10 protein-coding genes and 2 pseudogenes are annotated in these 18,791 nt (G+C 73.3%); 4 read left to right on the top strand and 8 right to left on the bottom strand.

The genetic code is table 11. The annotated features are described in order from the left end of the window. Positions 1–78 precede the first annotated feature (78 nt). The 6 genes from ACZ4W5_RS33035 to ACZ4W5_RS33010 form a co-directional block, all read right to left on the bottom strand. Positions 79–780, bottom strand: a complete 702-nt coding sequence (locus tag ACZ4W5_RS33035) for a FadR/GntR family transcriptional regulator (protein WP_360241781.1) — start codon at positions 778–780, stop codon at positions 79–81. Positions 781–790: 10 nt separating this feature from the next. Further along, complete coding sequence (locus ACZ4W5_RS33030) at positions 791–2,059, bottom strand: MFS transporter (protein ID WP_465658700.1); 1,269 nt, start codon at positions 2,057–2,059, stop codon at positions 791–793. Continuing rightward, positions 2,056–3,600 (bottom strand): amidase, encoded by a 1,545-nt coding sequence (locus ACZ4W5_RS33025; protein WP_465658699.1) that lies wholly within the window; start codon positions 3,598–3,600, stop codon positions 2,056–2,058. The genes ACZ4W5_RS33030 and ACZ4W5_RS33025 overlap by 4 nt, the downstream gene beginning before the upstream one ends. An 84-nt stretch (positions 3,601–3,684) precedes the next feature. Next, complete coding sequence (locus ACZ4W5_RS33020) at positions 3,685–7,398, bottom strand: hypothetical protein (RefSeq protein WP_465658697.1); 3,714 nt, start codon at positions 7,396–7,398, stop codon at positions 3,685–3,687. A 64-nt stretch (positions 7,399–7,462) separates the two neighbouring features. Continuing rightward, positions 7,463–12,169 (bottom strand): hypothetical protein, encoded by a 4,707-nt coding sequence (locus ACZ4W5_RS33015; RefSeq protein ID WP_465658695.1) that lies wholly within the window; start codon positions 12,167–12,169, stop codon positions 7,463–7,465. Between the two features lie 426 nt (positions 12,170–12,595). After that, positions 12,596–13,759, bottom strand: a complete 1,164-nt coding sequence (locus ACZ4W5_RS33010; RefSeq protein ID WP_465658694.1) for a hypothetical protein — start codon at positions 13,757–13,759, stop codon at positions 12,596–12,598. Positions 13,760–13,780: 21 nt separating this feature from the next. Here ACZ4W5_RS33010 and ACZ4W5_RS33005 point away from each other — a divergent pair, with 21 nt between their 5' ends. The 3 genes and pseudogenes from ACZ4W5_RS33005 to ACZ4W5_RS32995 form a co-directional block, all read left to right on the top strand. After that, positions 13,781–14,044, top strand: coding sequence for a hypothetical protein (locus tag ACZ4W5_RS33005; protein WP_465658693.1), 264 nt, complete (start codon positions 13,781–13,783; stop codon positions 14,042–14,044). A 1,021-nt stretch (positions 14,045–15,065) separates the two neighbouring features. Next, a pseudogene (locus ACZ4W5_RS33000) lies at positions 15,066–15,404 on the top strand (ATP-binding protein); the annotation flags it as partial. A gap of 677 nt (positions 15,405–16,081) precedes the next feature. Beyond that, positions 16,082–16,384: pseudogene (locus ACZ4W5_RS32995) on the top strand (transposase); the annotation flags it as partial. A 48-nt stretch (positions 16,385–16,432) separates the two neighbouring features. Here ACZ4W5_RS32995 and ACZ4W5_RS32990 read toward each other — a convergent pair. Then, positions 16,433–16,861 (bottom strand): DUF6086 family protein, encoded by a 429-nt coding sequence (locus ACZ4W5_RS32990; protein ID WP_465658692.1) that lies wholly within the window; start codon positions 16,859–16,861, stop codon positions 16,433–16,435. A 59-nt stretch (positions 16,862–16,920) separates the two neighbouring features. Then, entirely contained in the window at positions 16,921–17,073 is a 153-nt protein-coding gene (locus ACZ4W5_RS32985; RefSeq protein WP_465658690.1) for a hypothetical protein, read from the bottom strand. Between the two features lie 743 nt (positions 17,074–17,816). Between ACZ4W5_RS32985 and ACZ4W5_RS32980 the strand changes: the two genes are divergently transcribed. After that, entirely contained in the window at positions 17,817–18,491 is a 675-nt protein-coding gene (locus ACZ4W5_RS32980) for a L,D-transpeptidase family protein (RefSeq protein WP_465658689.1), read from the top strand. The last annotated feature ends 300 nt before the right edge of the window (positions 18,492–18,791 follow it).

Raw genomic sequence — 18,791 nt, 5'->3', positions numbered from 1 at the left:
CCGCCAGGGCAGGCACGCAGGCCGGGAACGGGAGGGGACGTGCTTCGAGGCCGGGCCCTGCAGGCCGGGTCGCCGGAGCTACGACGGTCCGGCTCCGGCCGCGCGCAGTCGGTCGAGGGTGCGCTCCAGGTTGGCCTGGGTCGCCGCGACGGCGGCGTCCGGGTCGCCCGCGGCGATCGCCTCGACCAGTGCGCGGTGCGCGCCGGCGGTGGCCTCCCGCTCGACGCCGTCGTGGAGCTGATGGTCGGTCACCACGTGGCCGGCCGCTGCGCGCAGCGCGTCGACGAAGGAGTCGAAGAGGCGGACGAGCACCGGGTTGCGCGCGGCCCGGACGACCAGGCGGTGCAGTTCCAGGTCCGCCTCGACGAGTTCGGCCGGACCGGCGGCCGCGTCCCGGGCGGCCAGCGCCGCCCGCAGCGCGGCGACGTCCGACTCGGTGCGCCGTCGCGCGGCCAGCCGGCCCGCCTCCACCTCCAGCGCCGCCCGCACCTCGTACACGTCGAAGACCTCCGAGCGGCGCAGCTCCCGGTCGAACTCCGAGACCGGGGCGGCGGCGGCGACGTACGTGCCCGAGCCCTGCCGGGCGCGCAGCTGGCCGTCGGCGATCAGCACCCGGACGGCCTCGCGCGAGGTGGTGCGGCCGACCCCGAGGAGCCGGCTCAGCTCCACCTCGCCGGGGAGTCTGCTGCCCACCGGCCACTCGCCCGTACCGATCAGTCGGCGCAGCTCGGCCGTGGCCTCCTCGACCAGGGAGCGATGGCGTACCGGGCGAATGGTCATGGCGGTAACACTATCGTCCTCCGGATGCTGCGCCCCTGGTCACCGGCTCGTCCGCCGGTCCGGCCGGTCCGGCCGGCTCGTCCGCCGTCCGGTTCGCGGGCGCGTCCGGCTGGAGCGGCCGCTCCGTCAGGACCCGGTCGCGCAGGCGCAGCGCGCAGCCGAGCCCGAGCGCCAGCACGCCGAGGACCAGGGCGAGGACGGTCCGCAGGCCGTGCGCGTCGGCGAGGCCGCCGAGCGCCGGCGCGGCCAGGCCGCCTACGGACATGGCGAGGCCGAGGGTCAGCCCGCTGGCCGTGCCGGGGCGGGTGGGCAGGTAGTCCTGGGCGAGGGTCACCTGCGGGGCGAAGGGCAGGAACATGGCCAGCCCGAAGGCCACCGCGCCGGCCACGGCGACGGTGCTGGAGGGGGCGAAGGCCACGGCGGCCAGGGCGGGGACGGCCAGCAGGTAGCCGGTGCGGATCGGGGCGAGCCGCCCGTGCCGGTCGCCCAGCCAGCCGCCGAGCAGGGTGCCGGCCGCGCCGGCCAGGGTGAGCAGGGTCAGTGCGGCGGCGCCGAGCCCCGTCGAGCCGTGGAGGTCGCGCTGGATGTGGAGGGCGAGCATCGAGGTGACCGTCACGTACGGGACGGACCAGGCGACGGTGGTCGCGACCAGTCGTCCGAACGCCCGCCAGTCGTCGCGGTGGGCCCCCGCCGCCGCGCCCCGGGCGGTCGGCGGGACCGCCGGGGCGTGGCCCCGGTGGCGCTGCCGGCGGCCCTGCACGGCCCAGAGCGCGGCCGTCACCAGCGCCGGGACGGCCAGCAGCCAGCAGCCGTCCAGGCCGTACGAGCCGACCACCAGGGTGACCAGCGCGGGTGCCAGCGAGGCACCGAGGGTGCCGCCGACGGAGAACAGGCTCATCGCCCGCTGGGACTGTCCGCCGGCGGCCCGGGCCTGGTTGGTGGCGGGCGGGTGGTAGGCGGCGATTCCGATGCCGGCCAGGGCGGCGCAGAGCCAGGTGAGCAGGTAGCTGTCGGCCGTGCCCGCGCCGGTGATGCCGGCCGCGGCGGTGAGGAAGCCGGCCGGGACGAGCCAGCCGCGGTGGCGGCGGTCGACCAGCAGGCCGAACAGCGGCTGGACCACGCTGGACAGGCCGCTCGCGGCCAGGGCGATGCCGGAGACGGCGGTGTAGCTGTAGTGGCGCTGGGACATCAGGAACGGCAGCAGGGCGGGGACGGCGCCCTGGTAGAGGTCGTTGACGATGTGGGTGCCGGTCAGGAAGGCCAGCTGTCCGCGCTTCACCGGGTGCCCCGCTCGGGACGCGTGGCCGTCCGCCCGTCGTGCCTCGGGGCGCCGGCCCGCCGGGCCTGCTCCAGGACGGCCTCCTGACGTGCGGTGTGGTGGTGCCAGGGCAGGGCCCGTTCCAGCTGGGCGCCGAGGGAGAGCAGGAGGCCCTCCCGGTGGAGCCGGGCGGTGAGCATCACGCCGATCGGCAGCCCGTCCGGGGTCCAGTGCAGCGGCAGGCTGATCGACGGCCGGCCGGTGAGGTTCGCCACCGGGGTGCGCGGGGTGACGGCGAGCATCCGGGCGAAGGTGCGCTCCGGGTCGGCCTGGCCGGTCGGTTCGGCTTGTCCGGTCGGTTCGGCCGGTTCGGTGAGCGAGCCGACCGGCAGCGGCGGCTGGTTCGTCGTCGGGCTCAGCACCGCGTCGAAGCGGTCGTAGCGGTGGCAGATCGTACGGGCGGTGGCGGCCAGCGAGGCCGTCGCCGCGTGCAGCCGCACCGCGTCGTGCTCGCCGCCCCGGGCGCGCAGCCAGCGGGTCAGCGGCAGCAGCCGGTCCTCCCGCTCCGGCGGGACGGGCACGGCGGCGGCCAGCACGCTCCACAGCACGGTGAAGTCCGGCAGGTACTCGTCGGGGTCCAACGGCGGGGCCTCATCCACCCGGTGGCCGAGGCCCGCGAGCAGGTCGGCGGTGCGGTGGCAGGCCAGGGCGGCCTCGGGGTGCCAGCCGTCCGCCGGGGGCAGGACCCCGATCCGCAGGGGGCCCGGCTCGCGTTCGGCGCAGGCCCGGAAGTGCCCGGCGGGGACGGCGGGGAGGGTGCTGCCGTCGCCCGGGGTGCTGCCTGCCATGGCGTCCAGGAGGAGTGCCGTGTCCAGCACCGTCCTGGCCAGCGGACCGGCGGTGGCCAGCCCGAAGGCGTCCGTCCCGGGGGCGGGGGTCACCCGTCCCCGGCTGGGCTTGAGACCGACCACGCCGCAGGCGGCGGCCGGTATCCGGACCGAGCCGCCGCCGTCGCTGCCCAGGGCTCCGGCCGCCAGCCCGGCCGCGACCGAGGCGGCCGCCCCGCCGCTGGAACCCCCGGCGCCGCGGGCCGGGTCGTAGGGGGTGCGGGCGGTGGCGTACGCCGTCTCGGTGTAGGAGGAGCAGCCGAACTCGGCGGCCGTGGTGGTGCCCAGCAGCACGCCGCCGGCCGCCCGGAGGGCGCCGACCACGGCGGCGTCCTGCGGGGCGATCCGGTCGTCGAAGGCGGCGGAGCCCGCGGTGAACGGCAGCCCGGCGACCGGCCAGGTGTCCTTCACCGACAGCGGTACGCCGAGCAGCGGCGGCAGGTCGGCGCCGCCGGTGCCGCCGCCCCTCCCGGCGCCGCCGCCGGCCAGCCGGGCCTCGGCCATACGGGCGGCCCGGCGGGCGCCGGGCGCGTCGACCGTGCGGTAGGCGCCCAGTACGCCGTCCAACTCCTCGATCCGGCGCAGGTGGTGGTCGACCAGTTCGGTGGGCGAGACGGCGCGGGCGCGGATCGCGGCGGCCTGTTCGGCCAGCGTCAGGGCATGGAGATCTGACATGCTCACTCCCTAAGTTCTCAGGTTCTCAGGTCCTCTGAGGACTTTCACCCTAGGGGCGGGCTCGGCCAGATGGCAAGGCAAGCCTTACCTGAATCGGATTCGCGAGGGTCCGTTGGGTACGACCGACGGCGGGCAGATCGCCGGTACCGGGGTGAGCGGCGAGGTGCGCAGGACCCGGACGCTGCCCAACCCCTCCGACATCGGCGGCAGTTCGCCCCGCCCGCCCGGCGCGTCCGGTTCCGGGAGGGCCTCCACGGCCAGCACGCTGAGCGAAGCGTCCAGGGGCAGGCCGAGGTAGCCGAGCTTGGCGAGGATCTCGGCGTTCGGGAAGGACAGCACGCTCGACGGGACGTGGGGATCGAACGGTTCGTGCTTCCAGGCCGGAGGGTCGCCGCGGCGCGGGCGGGATTCCAGCAGCACGTTGCGCCAGTCCCGGCCGTCGGCCTGCTGCACCTGGGCGTAGAGCAGCGCGCTGATCGTGGTGGCCGGCGGGTACGGGCGCACTCCGGTGCCGTCGGCCACCGAGGGCGCGTGCAGGGCGGTGACGGTGACCTTCTCGTCGGTGCGGGTGACCGTGCAGCGCAGCTGCGGTGCCGGGTGCTGCACCCCGGCCACCCGCAGTGGAAGCCCGAAGCGCCCGGCTGCCGTGCTCCAGCGCGAGCAGTCGTGACCGACCCTCAGCTCGTAGACGTAGAAGCCGAAGAGCTCCGGCGCGTCGGGGCCGAGGCCTTCGGGCAGTGGTAGCAGGTAGTGCAGGCCGTCCTCGGCGGGGATCAGCTCCTGCATCAGCGAGTGGCCGGCGCAGTCGGCGGAGCTGCTCGGGGTGACCACCCGGATGGGCTCGGCGACGTCGAGCGGCGGTTCGGCGGGATCGGGCCGCTCCGGGGCCCCGCGCAGCAGCATCGGGTCGGGGGCGCCGGCCAGGACGCGGGCGAAGTAGCGGTCGGCCGGGTCCTTCGGCGGTTCGGCGAGTTCGAGGTAGAGCAGGCGCCGCCGCTCCCCGGTCGCGGTGTAGCGGTCCTGGTCACGCTGGTAGGGGGTGGCGGCGATGCCGGCGGACCGCAGCCGGGGGACCTGGCCGGGCGGTGCGGTGATCGGCAGCCGTAGCGGCCATTGCTGGACCGGGTCCTGCTGGGCCGGCGGGGGCTGGCGGAAGGCGGGGACCAGGCTGTAGGTCAGCCGGGTCTCGCTCGGGGGCTTGTCGACGGGCGGTTTGTCGTCGTAGGCGTCGAGGAAGAGAAGCTCGGTGCGGTCCCGCGCCTGCGGGTCGCCGTCCCCGTCCGCCGGGCCTGTCCCGTCCGCCGGGCCTGTGGCGCTGCGGGCGACCGGGCCCGCCCCGTCCGCCCGGCCCGTGGCGCTGCGGGCCACGGTGCGCGGCAGCGTGATGGTGCCGACGGGGACGCCGTCACGCCGTACCTCGAAGGCCGCGGGCTGCAGCGCGTCCCAGCTCCAGTCCCGCTCCAGGCTCAGGTGCAGGCAGACCAGCCAGCGCCGGGTGAGGTCGGTCCTGGTCGCGAAGGTGATCGCGTCCCGTTCCGGGCTGAGCGTGTGCCGCAGCCCGGCCGCCGCGCCGAGGACCAGCCGGCGCCCGGCGGGTGCCGAGAGCGTGAGCGCGCAGCGGGTGAGCCCGAGCTGGTGGGCCAGCCGGTCCACCAGGTCCGACGGCGCGTCGACCCGTTGCCCCGAGACCGCCTGCTGCGCCGCGGAGGCGGGGTTGTCCTCCGGGTCGGGCTGCAGGAAGACGGCCTGGATCTGGGACCCTACGGGCGGGGACTGCAGCAGTTGCCGCTCGTCGGCGGACGGTGCCCGCAGGTACACGCTCACGGGCGCCGCGCCGGTGCGCGCGCGGTCGCTGCCCCAGTAGCCGAGCGCCTGGTCCTCGCGGCCGAGGGCGGTGAGGACGAGGCGGACGTCGCGGGCCGTCGGCAGGCGCAGCGGGTCGGGGTCGGGCAGGGGGGTGGGGCCGGTCAGGGTGAGGTCCGCGAGCCGGTCGGTGGTGGGGAGGTCCTCGAAGACGGCGCGCAGTGTCAGCGGCTGGTCGGGCGTGGGAGGGAAGTTCTTGACCGCGGTGTACAGCGGCCGGAACGGCTGGGCGGTGTCGGAGTCGGTCGCCGGGTCCCCCTGGAGCGTGCGCACCGACACGTCGATGCGCAGCTGGGTGACGTCCGGGTCGGGCCGGGCGGCCTCGCGGTTCTCGCTCCGGGCCGCGGGCAGGTCGGCGAGCAGCGCGTCCATGGCGTTCGGGAAGCCGGTGTACACCAGGTCGGGGTAGCCGAGCAGCGGCCGGTGGACGGTGTAGGCGGCGCTGCGGCCGTCCGTCCCGACGCCGCCGCCGTGGTCGACCCGGACGGCTCGCGGCGGGACGAACCGGCGGAACGGGACGGTGGCGACCGGCGCGGGCGCGCTCGGGTCGTGCTGGTCGGTGACGAGCGGACCGCCGCCGGCCAGGTCGGTCAGCCGGACGCGGAACTGGTAGGTGTGTCCGTAGCGCAGCGGTACGGCGTCGGCGTCCACCGCTCGGTAGACCGTGTCGGCGCTGGGGTGCTTGCGCCCCGAGACCTCGACGGCACTCGGATCGGCCAGCACCAGCGACCCGCCCCGCCAGGCGGTGAAGTAGGCCGGCAGCCAGAAGTCGCCTTCCGCCTGCAGGTCGTGGTTGACGGGCGTCGTCTCGACGGCCAGTTCGCCGTCGAAGTGGCCGAACCCGAGCGGGCCGAGCGCGAGGTCGCCGGCGACGTGGGTCAGTGAGTGCCAGGGCGCGCCGGGGGCGCCGTCCTCGCGGACGTCCACGCGGTACCCGGCGACGCCCAGCGGTGAGTCGGGCGAGGGCTGGGTGTCGTGGGCGTTGATGCCGAGCTGGCGGTTGAGCCAGACGGTCACCTGGTCGTCGTCCCAGCCGAGCCGGATGCCGGTGTCCTTGACCGGCGGCAGCGCTCCTGCGGGCGGTTCGAGGTCGTGCTCGACCTGTGCGGCGCTGCGCGACTGCGCTCCGTGCACCACGCGCGCGAAGCCGTGGTCGTAGGCGTCGGCCTCGACGAAGACCTGGTCGAAGTCGCCGGTGCCGGTGACCGGGAAGAGCACGGCCGCGAAGACCGCACGCGCGGTGGTCAGCGGCGGGATCCGGGCGGCGTAGCGTGCGAGCAGGGCCGGATTCGTGTTCGCCTCGGCCCGGAAGGCGCTGCCCGCGGCCAGGTCGGCGAAGAGGTAGCCGCCCTGGTCGACCGGGTCGACCGTGCCCGAGGTGAGTGTCGTGTCGTACAGCAGACCGAGCTCGCGGGCGAGTTGGGGCTGGCGCAGGACGAAGGTGAGCACCTCCTCCCATTCGAGGCGGGCGTCGGGCTGGTCGGGCGGTGGGACGTGGGGCTTGGTCTCCTTGAGCACGCAGTCGTAGGAGCGGTCGGTGACCAGGAAGCGCGAATGCGGCGTGGTGCAGCCGTTCGCGGCGCGGAAGCTGGGCGGGAGGAACTTGCGGACGGCGGAGGGCGGGCCCTCGGGCGGCAGGCCTGAGGGGCGGATCCGGAAGAGCGTGGCCAGTTCGTCGAAGAAGGCGCGGCGGCGTGCGGGCCGGGTGGTGGCGAGCGCGGTGCGGTGGGTGCCCGCGGGGGTCGGCAGGTCGGTGAGGGTGGGCACGAACATCGCGTCGAAGGCGAGGTCGGCGTCGGCGAACGCGGTGCCGGTGCCGGGCAGGGCCGTTCGCGGGTCGCCCTGGGGCAGGACGAGCAGGGTCAGGGTCAGGGTGGGCGGCTGCCAACGCCCGGGCAGCAGCAGGATGTTGAGCGGTGCGCTGTTGATGGGCATCGGGGCACCTCCACGATGGGGCGGCACGGGGCGGGCGGTCTCGGCGCACGAAGGGCAGCTGGTCTCAGGGCACGGGGATCAGCCCGGCCTTGGCGGCGCCCGCGACGAGTTGCCAGTCGACCCTGACGTCGAAGGCGGTGTGGAAGGACTTGCGGGCCTTCACCAACCACGCCGCGGTGACGGTGCCGGCGACCAGGATGTCGCCGTGCAGCCTGACCGAGATCCTCTGGACGTCGGCGCGGTCGACGTCGAGGTGGCCGTCCACGGAGAAGCTGAACCCGAGCAGCCCGGACAGCAGCGTGGCGCGGCCGTCCATGCCGAGCACGATGCCCGGCTGGAAGCGGTCGCCGGCCCGTCCGATGAAGTAGCCGTACTTGACGCCGGCTTCGAGGTCGATCAGGCCGGGGATGAGCGTGCCGCCGACCGAGCCGGCCGCGCAGGCGTCCAACTCGACGGTGGTGGCGCCGCTCTGGTCCGCGCCGATCTTGAAGCGCAGCAGCCCGCCGCCGTAGATTTCGGGGAAGATCAGCTGCTGGTAGCTGCCGGTGATCTCCAGGAAGACCGATCCTCCGCTCTTCGCGGCCAAAAGGTCGGCGGCGATGTCGGCGCCGACCTTGAGGTGGCCGAGCAGCTTGCCGAACCCGCACTCGACCGGCTGCCCGTCCGGTTGGGCCACCGCGAAGTCGGCGACGGCGCTGAGGCGTACGGCGGTGCCGTCGCGGGTGAGCGAGACCTGCAGCGGGCCGGGCAGGCCCGGTGTTCCGCCGCTGGGCACCAGGCTGTTGAGCAGGTTCATCACCTCGGCCACCGGCTGCAGCGGGCCGGCCAGCTCGACCGCGGGGGTGGGGAAGTCCGTCGGGCCGGCGGTCGGCGAGTCGATGTCGTGGACGATGGTGAGGATCTCGCCGAGCGGCTCGAACCGCAGGTGCTGTTCGACCTGCTGCTGCACGATCCGCCAGTCCTTGTCGGACTCGACCAGCACCTTGGACGAGGCGTACTGCGTGCGCGCCGTCCACGAGCCGGCGTTCACCAGCAACTGGTCCACCGCCGCGGGGAAGGCGACCGTGCCCCCGGCGAATCGCAGCTGTCCGGCGTCCAGGGTGAGCGGGAACGCCTGCGGCGGGTCGCTCGCGTCGAAGGGGATGGCATCCGTCGTCGGCGGGGGGAAGAGCCCACCGGCGCGCAGCAGGGCGTACGGATTGGCCAGCCGGGGCGTGTCGACGCTGGTGATCTCCGCCTTTCCGGCGTCGATCTTCGGCCGTGGGTAGAGGATCCGCTGGGTCTCGCTCGCGAACAACAGGGCGTAGTAGTCGTCCGGGTGGTCGTCGAAGAGGTGCGCGGGGTCGGCGAACCGGAAGCCGTTCGGGTTGGCTCCGGTGGCCGTCGCCTCGCCCCGGCGGATCAGTGGCACGCCCCGCTGGGCGTCCACCGGGGTGACGGTCTGGTCCGGTTCGACCCGCACCACGCTCCACTGGCCGGGCGCGGGGAGCGCGGGCGCGCCGTGGACGGCGACGGCGAACTGCCCGGAGGTCTGGTCGGCGCTGTCGGCGTGGACTCCGGTGACGCGCATCAGGTGCGGGGAGTCACCGATCCGGATGGTGCAGTCCACCGGCCCGCCGAGCGGTCCCTGCAGGGCGAACAACTGCTGGAGCTGGCCGGGCGTCAGCGCGCCGACGCCCCCGCTGGTGACCTGCGCGGCGAGCGGGATCCGCTGGACGAAGCCCAGGTGGCGGTGGGCCGGGACCCGGCCGTTCGCGCCCCCGGCCGTGAGACCGTCGATCTCGACGTCGGCGTCGAAGTAGACCGCCTGGAGCGTGGGACCGGGCGACCCGGCGGCACCGTCGAGGTCCACGTACAGGGAGGTGTCCCGGATCTCGCGGATGTCGAACAGGCCTCGTACGACGCCCGGGTGGAAGGTGACGTCGGGGGCCTTCGGGTGGTGGAAGAGCCCGGGTGTGCTGGCCAGCCAGCCGCTGTCGAAGCGGACCACGGCCGCGTTGCCATGGCGTTCGAGGGTGATGGTGCGCACCAGCGTCGCCTGACAGGGCCAGAGGATGGTGGTGAACTGGACGCGTTCGAAGGCTGTCCGGCCGTGGAAGGCGTCGAAGGCGACCTGGGTGATCGTCACGGCGGACGTGGAGTCGTTCACCCAGCGGCTGAACACGTTGGCGCCGTAGCCGCCGAGTTCGATCCGGTTCAGTGGCACCTCGGTCCGGAAGAGCGGGTTGAAGTCGCTGGCGAGCAGGCCGAGGACGGAGGTGAGCGGCGACCCGGGTGTGAGGTTCTCCAGTTGCTTGGTGGCGCCGCCGAGCAGGGGGACCGGGGGTGCGGAAGGGTCGTCGGTGCCGGTGCGCACTCCGGCCCGCAGGCTCAGCTGGCGCGCCCCGGTCATCCGGTCGGCCGGATGGCCGCTCGGTGCGGCGAAATCGGGGCTCTGCAGGTCGAGTTCGGGCGGCTTGCGGTACCGGCGGTCGTGTGGATCGAGTTCGGCCAGGGCGATCAGGCCGAAGGGCAGGGTGAACAGCGCGCTCACGCCGGCCGCGTCCTGCCGGTAGCCGCGGACGACCTCCTCGGCCAGCGGGACCGGTGCGAGCGGGACGAGCGTGACGGAGTCGGCCAGGACCAGGGCGGGGAGGCCGTCGTCGCCGGAGTGCAGCGGCCCGTCGGCGTCGCCGGTCATGGGGCTGTACAGGTTGTGCACCGTCTCCCAGTGGAACTGGGGCAGCAGGAAGATCCGGGCGTTGCCGGCGGAGGTGTTGAGCATCAGGTCCTTGACCGTGACCGGGAGCCGGGCGGCGGCGCTCAGCGGGATGCTGACGCCCAGTTGGTCGGAGTTCGAGGAGAGGTCGAGCAGGGTCAGGCCGGTGGTCTGGCCGAGCTCGTCGAAGACGGCGAGGAGCCAGTCCAGTGCCTGCTGCGCGGGCGCGGCGGGCTGGGCAGGATGCTCGGCGGGGCGGAAGCCGAACACCGGTCCCGGTGGCGGGAGCAGGTCGGACGGCAACGCGTCCTGGGTGCTGAGGCCGATCGTCAGGTCGGGGGTGGCCGGGTCGGGCCAGGCGACCTTGGCCTGCACCGTCACCGCTTCGGCAGGCGGTTCACGATCGGTGAGGACGGTGAAGTTCGCGGTGTAGGGGTCGGGGAGCATGGGCAGGACGTGGAGCAGCCCGAAGTCCAGCGTGAGTGCGCCGGAGTCCAGCCGGTCGGGTGCCGCCAGCGGTCCGGCGACGGTCAGGCGGGACGGCGGGGTGGTGGACAGCAGCACGTTCGCCAGGGACAGCGCCATCCGGCCTGCGGCCTGAGGTCCCGTGGCCTGGGGTCCCGTGGCCTGGGGTCCGGCGGGCACTGCGGCGAGCTCGAGCTCGGTTTTGCCGGGCTGTTGGTCCAGGAAGCACATTCCCATCATCGGAGTGTCGATGCGTTCGCCGGCGGCGGTGCGCGGCCGGTCCAGCCGGGTACGGACGGTGGCCGTGGTCACCAGCGCGTCTTCGGCGGGGAGCACACTCCCGTAGTACAGGGGGAACTGCTGGGGGAAGCCGATCGCGACCGAGGAGCGGACGTCGGGCTCGGACTGCCGCCAGAGCCGGAACTCCTGGCGGGCCCGGCGGGCGGTGGCCCGTGGGCAGGCGAGGGACAGCGTCCGCCCGTCGGTCAGCACGTCGACGGGGCCGAGGACGGCCGGCCCCCCGTCCAGGCCCGGCCAGCTCGCGGTCAGACCGTCCTTCACGGAGAGCAGCAGCTTGCCGGTGCCGTCCGCCTCGCCGAGTCCGTCGAGGATCGAACCGACCACCGGTAGTGCCCAGGCCGCGCGGGCGAGCGCCGCCGTGCCGGACGGAGTGAACAGATCGGCCCTGGTCCGGGCAATGGCGAGCCGGTCGGGCGTGGGGGTGAACGGGATCAGTAACCGGCTGGAGTCCTGGTCGTAGGCGGGCGGGCCCGGGTCCGGCCGCAAGGTGAACGAGCTGCCGTAGACCGTCAGGGAGGCATTGGGGATGCTGACGGACCCGGCGGACGGCTGGAGCAGGAAGAGCGCGGTCACGGGGAAGCCCGCCGTGGTGTCCGCGGCCTCGGCGCCCGGTCCGGTGAGCGGTCCGGCGCCCGGTCCGGGCCCGGCCGGGGGATCGAGGACGACGTTCAGCCGCAGGTCCGCGCCGGCCGGCACCGTCAGCTGCCCGTCGACGAGCTGCGGCGCGGCGTCGACGTCGAGGGTGCCGCTCCTGACCCGCAGGCCCACCCAGCCGTCGCCCGGGGCCGAGCCGACGAGCTGGGTGACGGCGATCCAGACCGTGCCGCCCGGCAACTCGACGTGCCCCGGGCCGGGCGTCCCCTGGCTCGCCGGCGGCAGCGCGAGGATCGGCGGGCCGGCCGGACCCCGGTGGACGGTCAGCCAGGAGTGCGACTGGAACAGGTCGAACCAGACCCGGCGGTCGGCGCGGTCGAGGAACGGGCCGAAGGTACGCGCCACCTGCTGGGCCACCGCCCGGTCCGGCGCGGACGGGTCCAAGCCCGCGGGGAGGCCTTCGCGGCGGATCAGGCGGGGTGCGGGACCGGGCGGCCGGGGCGCCGAGGCGTGCTGCGCGATCAGGTAGTCCAGTTCGGCGCGCAGGGCCTCGTCCACGGTCGGAGCGGTGCGGGAGGACGGAGACGGGCCGCCGGGCGCGCCGGCGAGCAGGGCGCGCCGCAGGTCCGTCAGCTCGGCGGGCGTGGTGTCCGGGCCGGGCCGCAGATCCCCGGTTTCCGCGATCAGCAGGCTGAGCAGGTCGCTGTCGGGCATGACGGTAGCCCCTCTACGCGCGCGGCAGTGCGTGTCGGCGGCCGTGGCGTCCGCGCGCAGCATCGTCCGGGGCCGGCCTTCGCGCGGGTCCGCACGTGGCGCCGGGCCTCCCGCGGCAGCTGCCCCTTCGGGGCCGTGCCGGCCCGGACCGTACGGTGGAGCCCGCGCACGCCCGAACGGCCGCCGGTTCAACGGCCGCCCGTCCGGCTGGAATCGTCGCGGCACAGGGCCGCAGTTCCAGCGTCCCGCGATGGCGCGCGGACCGCCAACGGACGCACAGGCGGGCAGCCGGGGCGCCAACGGCAGCAGCCGGCCCTCCTCCGGCCTCCGGGCAGGAGGGGCCGTTCGCGTGCTCGCGGCCGGGGCCTCACCCTGGATGTGCCAAGAGGGCTGGGCCGTGGGGCCCAGCCCTTCCTGAGTGAGCGGCTACAGACCCGCCCGGTTCAGCAGCCACTCCATGTGCTCGCCCGGAAGGAACGGTGATGCGCCGGCGGCTTCTGCGACGTGCTCCGAGGAGTCAGCGAGGAGGCGGAGCAGGGATTGGAGCGGGAGGTTGCGGTGGGGCGCGACCGCGTGGCGGACGCGGTCTTCGGGGTCGGCGGCCAGCTTCTCGGCGAGTTCCGAGGGCAGATCCGGATCGCGGGGTGCGAAGGAGCGGAGTCGGGGCTCAGGGTCGGTGGCGAAGCGGCGCAAGGCTGCCGGCGGGAACGTCAGAACCTCCCCCTTGTCCCACCAGAACGTGAACTTGTCCCGCCCGGGCCGGTAGCGGCGCTCGATGCTCTCGGCGGTCGCGAGATCGACCAGGTGCGGGGCGGTGTGCGCCATGGTGAGGCGGACGATCTCCTCCTTGTCGTCGAGCAGTCGGGCCACCGCATTGGCGGGGAGGGCCTTGCTGGCGGCCGCGGAGGCTCGGAAGCTGACATAGGGGGAGTCGATGTGCGGCAGCGGATCGGCCGTCACCCAGGGCAGCCGCAGGATCCGCAGTTCCGTGGGCGCGAACTCGTTCTGGAACCACTGCAGGACCGTTTCGTCGTCTGCGTCAGGGTCCGGATCAGCCGTCGAGCGCGACAGCTCGTGGACCGAGGCGTGGATCTGTGCCCGCACGTGCTCGGGTGTGTCCGGCCGGGCGAAGACCTTCACGCGGACGCTCAAGGCCGGATCGACCGCAAGGGCCTCGCGGGCCGGCGGCGGCAGGTCGGGATGCCGGGCGAGCTCGGCGCGAACCTCGCTGTCCGGATCCGCGGCGAGGCGCTGGAGGGTGTCCGCGTCGAGAACAGCGTGAATGACCGCGACCGCCCGAGTCACCGGGTCCGCCAACAGCGCCGGCAGCAGGTCCGACGGCGGTGTCGGATGCGGCCGATGCGCGTAGTAGGTCGAACAGGCCGCAGCGCGGACCTTGGCCTCGGGATCGGTCAGCAGAATCCGGCGGACCGCCTCCGGTGCTTGTGGCCAGTGCTTCGCCAGCGCGGCACGGATCGCGGGGTCGGAGTCGGCGGCGAGGCGGGCCCGGAGGTCGGGCGGTGTGTGGGGGCCCTGAGCCAGGTACTCACGGACCCGTGGATCGGGATCGTCGATGAGCTGTTCCAGCATCTTCCTCGGTGCGGTCGCGGCGTGGACAACGAGCGCGGCCCGCACCGCCCCGTCCCGATGTGCGGCCAGTCGGATACGGAACTGGTCCGGCAGCCGGTCGTTGAGCGCCAGGCTGTGCAGAGCCAGTGGTCGTCGATCGCGAGGATCTCGGCGATCATGTCCTCGGTGAGGTCCGGACGCTTCGCCACCTTCCCCATGCCCCTCCGCCAGGCGAACAGCCGCCGAACCATAGAAGCCGGCAGGGCGGAATTCATCGCCAACCCGTCCATCACCTCGTCGAGGTGAACCGGGGTCAGAGCGTCAGCATCCATGCGGCCAGCATGCCAGGCGGGCTTCCACGCGCCGCCGCCGGGCGACAACCACGGCGGCGCTTCGAGCGGTGCGCCGGCCACCGCGGTCAGCGCCCGGGCATCACCACAGGCACGGAGAGCGGCTCGGCCGTCACCCACACGGGCGTGGGCCGAGCCGCTCTCCGCGCCAGCTCAGTGGCCCTGCGGTCAGCTGGAAATCCGAGCGGCCCCTCAGCGGCCCTGAATGCCTTCCCGGAAGGCACCGAGACTTCGCCGTCCATCAGTTCGGTCTCAAGGCCATCGAGCGCTCGACCGAGGTGGCCTGAGGATTCACCGCCAAGCTCGGCGCTCGGTCCGTCACGCTGGGCGCATCACCTGGGCCAAGCCCTCCTGAGTGTCCTTTACCTCCGGAGGCGGCCCCGGGTTGGACCGGTAGGTCACGCCGGAGACCGTGACCTCGCCCGCTGCCTGAGACAGCGGCAGACGCTCGGTCCGGCCATCCGCCGGTCCACCGATGAAGACCACCAGCACAATGATCGAGCCCGGGTCCATCGAAGCAGTCGCCTCCACTCGTTCTCTTCCAGCCGGAGCTGTGGCAGCACCCTCCGAGCTGCCGCATCCCACGGCAGCAACCAACAAGCCGACGCAGGCCACCATCCTGAGTACGTGCACTCACGCATCCTGCCAGGCCCAGGGGCAGCGGCCCCACCGCAGAGAGGATCTTGTTATCTCGTACACACAGGACAAGCAGCTGGCCCATCAACCGGGGACGTATGCCCGTACGTCGCCGGGGAGCCAAAGCCGTACGCCGACACCAGGTCGACGAGGCGACTACCGAGCAGGTTCCGCCGAGGCGGATGCCGCTGCCCGACGACCCGGAGGACGCCTGATCAACGAGGCCTGCCGGGACCTGCGGCTTGCGGCCTTCCGTAAGCGGTTCGTGGAACTGGCCGCGGCCGCCAGGCGCGAGCAGGGCTACCTGCCAGCAGTTCCTCCTGGACCTGCCCCAGCCCGCGCTGGTCAACGAGCTTGCAGAAGCCAAGGTCGGACGTCGGTTGTCCTCCGTCATCGCCCGTTACAGCAAGGTCGACCTTCTATGTCTCGAGGAGTTCGGCTACCTGATCCTCGACAAGAAGGGCGCGAAGCTTCTGTTCCAGATCTTCACCGAGCGCGAGGAGCGCAAGGCGACCGCGGTTGCCACGAACTCGCCATTCGCCGAGTGGGACAAGACATTCGGTGACCCCCGGCTCTGCGCGGCCATCGCTGACCGGATCACGTTCCGCTGCACGCTCATCCGGACCGGTACCGAGTCCTACCGCTTCCGGGTCCCCGAATCCGAACGCACCAACCGCTGAAAGCGGTCGCCTTGAACCGGTAAGCCATCCCGACCGGGATGCAGGCGTGATCACGCCCGCCGGCGTGATCACTGCATCCGTCGTCGCCAGTGTCTCAAGCGGCGGAGGAACCTCCGTCGAGGACTCGCACAGCAGTGCGTGCCGCCTCGCCGCCGTCTGTTCGTGCCAGTTCCTCCAACGCCTGGCGATCAGCCCACCCACACACCTCTCGCAGTTCGCGGGTGAGATCGAATCCGAGCTCTTGAGCAACCCAGTCCGAAATCACCAGGGCGTCCGCAACGACCGCCGGGTCAGCGGCGATCTCCGGCCCAACCCCGGGGCTTCCTTGCAGACACTCCCACCCACGTCACCCTCAGGTGGCTCCCATTCTCACCGTCGATCATGGACCTGCACCCCTGTCCATCTCCGTCACAAACGGACCATTGTGGCGCTCACGGTCACCGCCCGCGTGGCTCCCGTTCGGCCCGCCGAAAACACTGGCGGGTTCGCGAGCTGGTCGCGGAGGTGTTCGCAGCGGGTGAAGGGGCGGCCGGGGTGCTTTGCCGGCAGGTCGAGCACAGACCCAGGCCGGGACGCGGACGTCGAGTCGGTGAACGTGAGGGTCAAGTCCTCGGTGGCGGGGCACAGTTGCCCGGGGTGCGGGGGATGGTCGGGCCCGGCTCAAGACCGTCCCGGCCCACTGGCCCGAGCTCGACGCCCTGACCCAGCACGTCCGTTCCTTCGCCGTCATGCCCGCCGAGCGCCAGGGCGAGCGGCTCCCGGAGTGGCTCGACGCCGTTCGCCAGGGCGACCTTCCCAGCCTCCACGCCCTCGCCGCCGGCATCGACCGTGACCGGGAGGCCGTGATCGCCGGCCTCACCCTGCCCTGGAACTCCGGCGTCATCGAAGGGCACATCAACCGGATCAAGATGCTCAAGCGCCAGATGTTCGGCCGCGCCGGCTCCCAACTCCTTCGCAAGCGCGTCCTGCTCTACTCATAGGACATCGCGCTCTGCTGGCGCACCTGCACTTCGCGAGGTAGACCAGGCTCAGGCCGCCATGAATCGGCCCAGCTCGCGTGCCTTGTGCTGAAGGGCGGCCGCCCAGGCCGCCTCGGAGGAAACCGGGGCCGCCGGCACCTGAACATCCTTGAGGCCGCCGTCCTCGGCGGGGCCTGCTGACTGCCAGTTCACCTCGATGCCTGCCCTTTCCGCCAGGACCAGCACCGTGGTGACGAAGCCCTCGGAGAGGGCAACCATGACTGCGTGAGTCGTTCTCCGGTGCCAGGCGAGCAGGGCGTCGACGAACTCCTTGAACACGACGGGGTCGATCTGACACTCGTCAGCCTGCATGGGTCCGATGCCGGACGACAGCCCCAGTTCCTCCTGGTAGACGCCCACCTGGCTCATGAACAGCAGGGAGGCCCCGTTGGACGGGCTCCACACGGTCTCGTCGCCTACGTCGTAGTACTGGCTCAAAGCAGCCCTCCTTGCTGGTCATGCCGGCCGGCGTCGCGAGCACATGACATTACGGTCAGTCAACCCTCCACGGAAAGTGAGCCAGAACCGGTTGAAGTGAACGAAGCCATGAGGTGGGCCACGATGGTGGTTTCGAACAGCTCCAGCATCGACTGGGCCTCGTGGATGGTCCGCAGGGTGAAGCTGGCGTGCTTGCGCCGGTCGCCGCCCAAGGCGGGGATGCGGCCGGTGACTACCTCTGTGGATGGTCTCGCTGGTCTTGATGGTGTGGCGGTACTTGTCGCGCAGGAAGTCGATCACCGCCCGGGTGTCGTTCATCGCGTCAGAGTGGTGCACTGGCCGCCGGAGCACACCCTTTGTGGCAAGGGCGTTTCGTGGCCTCGCTCCCGTGTGATGTGTCGGCACGCCCTTCTGCGAGCCCGCCGCCGACACCCCCGGCCCACCCGTGCCCGGTCCGGCCCGGGCGGGCCGGGGAGCCTGGCTGCTTGCGGCCGAGCCCGCCGCACCACAAGGAAGTTGGTGCTGCTGCGTTGTCCGGGCCGGCCTCGGCGAGCGGGGGAGCGGCTACGGTCCCGGGGGCGTCGCGGGCGGTGCCGCTGCTCAGGCCGACGAAGTCGGTGCAAGGCGGGAGCGGCTGCGAACGGGGCAGGTACACGGCGTCGTCCGTTCAGGGGGACCGGGAGCCGCCCCGGTCCGTGTCCACAAGGCCCGGCGGTGTCGGTACCGGCACGGCCGCCCCGGCAAGGCGATCATGGCCCCTGGCGTGGTCGACGGTCCCCGGCGCGGGGCGGCCGATCGCAGCACCGCCCGATAGCAGGTGTGGAACGTGGGGCGCCGCCCACCACGGCCCCCGCGTCACCTTGCCCGTGTCCTCCGTACCGGAAAGCACCCGTCCATGGCCGTCTCCCGGACACCGTCCTCCCACCGTCGCGGCTCGGCACACCGCTGTGCGAGCGTGGCCCTCGCACTCGGCGTCGCCGTCACGGCAACCGGCGCGAGCCCCACCCCGAAGGCATCGACCGGCGACGGCCCGTTCCCCGTACCGGTGACAGCCGGCCCGGCCGACCAGGTGATCACGGTCAAGGCCGACGGCACCCGCGCCACCGTGACCCTCTGGAGCCGACAGGACGGCCTCTGGCAGGCCCTCGACTCCACCACCGACGCACGCATCGGGTCCGGCGGTGTCCACGACGGCCCCACCCGTGTCCAGGGAACCGGCACCACACCGACCGGCACGTACACCATCACCCAGGCCTTCGGCATCTCCCCGGACCCGGGCACGAAACTGCCCTACCACCACGTCACCACCCACGACTGGTGGGTCCAGGACCCCTCCTCCGCCTACTACAACCGCATGCGCACCGACACCCAGGGCGGCTTCCACCTCACCGAGCAAGGCCCCCTCGGCAGCGAACACCTCATCAACTACCCCGTCCAGTACGACAACGCCCTGGTGATCGACTTCAACACCTCTCCCGTCGTCAAGGGCCGCGGCGCCGGGATCTTCCTCCATGACCTCGGCCCCCGAGCCGACGCCACCGCCGGCTGCGTCGCCGTCCCCGCCGCCTTCCTGACCCGGACGCTGCACTGGATCGACCCCGCGGACCGTCCCGTCATCGCGATCGGCTAGCGCTCCGACCGGGAAGCGCGGGCGCGGGCGCGGGAGTCCGAGGACGGCGAAGGCGCCGTCGGGTGCGGTCCGGGCGGCGCGTGCGGGGCGGACGAACAACGCGACCCGGTCGCCGTCGAGCGGTGTCACCGTCCTTCCCGCAACGGTGAACGGTTGGCCGGCTGTTGAGCCGCTGTTGGAGCGCCCTGCCAGCCTCGTGGCGTCACCGCGGGGGGGGGGGGGGGGGGGGGGGGGGGGGGGGGGGGGGGGGAGAAGAAAAAGGGGAGAGGAAGGGAAGGGAAGAGGGACCCGCCCCCCTCT

This window comes from Kitasatospora sp. NPDC029367, assembly GCF_055569135.1.
Note: the sequence above shows the minus strand (reverse complement) of the source record. Positions and strands in the feature narration are given on the sequence as shown.

Excerpts from the sequence above, each read along its gene's own strand:
- ACZ4W5_RS33035 (WP_360241781.1), bottom strand. The coding sequence starts at position 780 with ATGACCATTCGCCCGGTACGCCATCGCTCCCTGGTCGAGGAGGCCACG.
- ACZ4W5_RS33025 (WP_465658699.1), bottom strand. The coding sequence starts at position 3,600 with ATGTCAGATCTCCATGCCCTGACGCTGGCCGAACAGGCCGCCGCGATC.
- ACZ4W5_RS33020 (WP_465658697.1), bottom strand. The coding sequence starts at position 7,398 with ATGCCCATCAACAGCGCACCGCTCAACATCCTGCTGCTGCCCGGGCGT.
- ACZ4W5_RS33015 (WP_465658695.1), bottom strand. The coding sequence starts at position 12,169 with ATGCCCGACAGCGACCTGCTCAGCCTGCTGATCGCGGAAACCGGGGAT.
- ACZ4W5_RS33010 (WP_465658694.1), bottom strand. The coding sequence starts at position 13,759 with ATGCTGGAACAGCTCATCGACGATCCCGATCCACGGGTCCGTGAGTAC.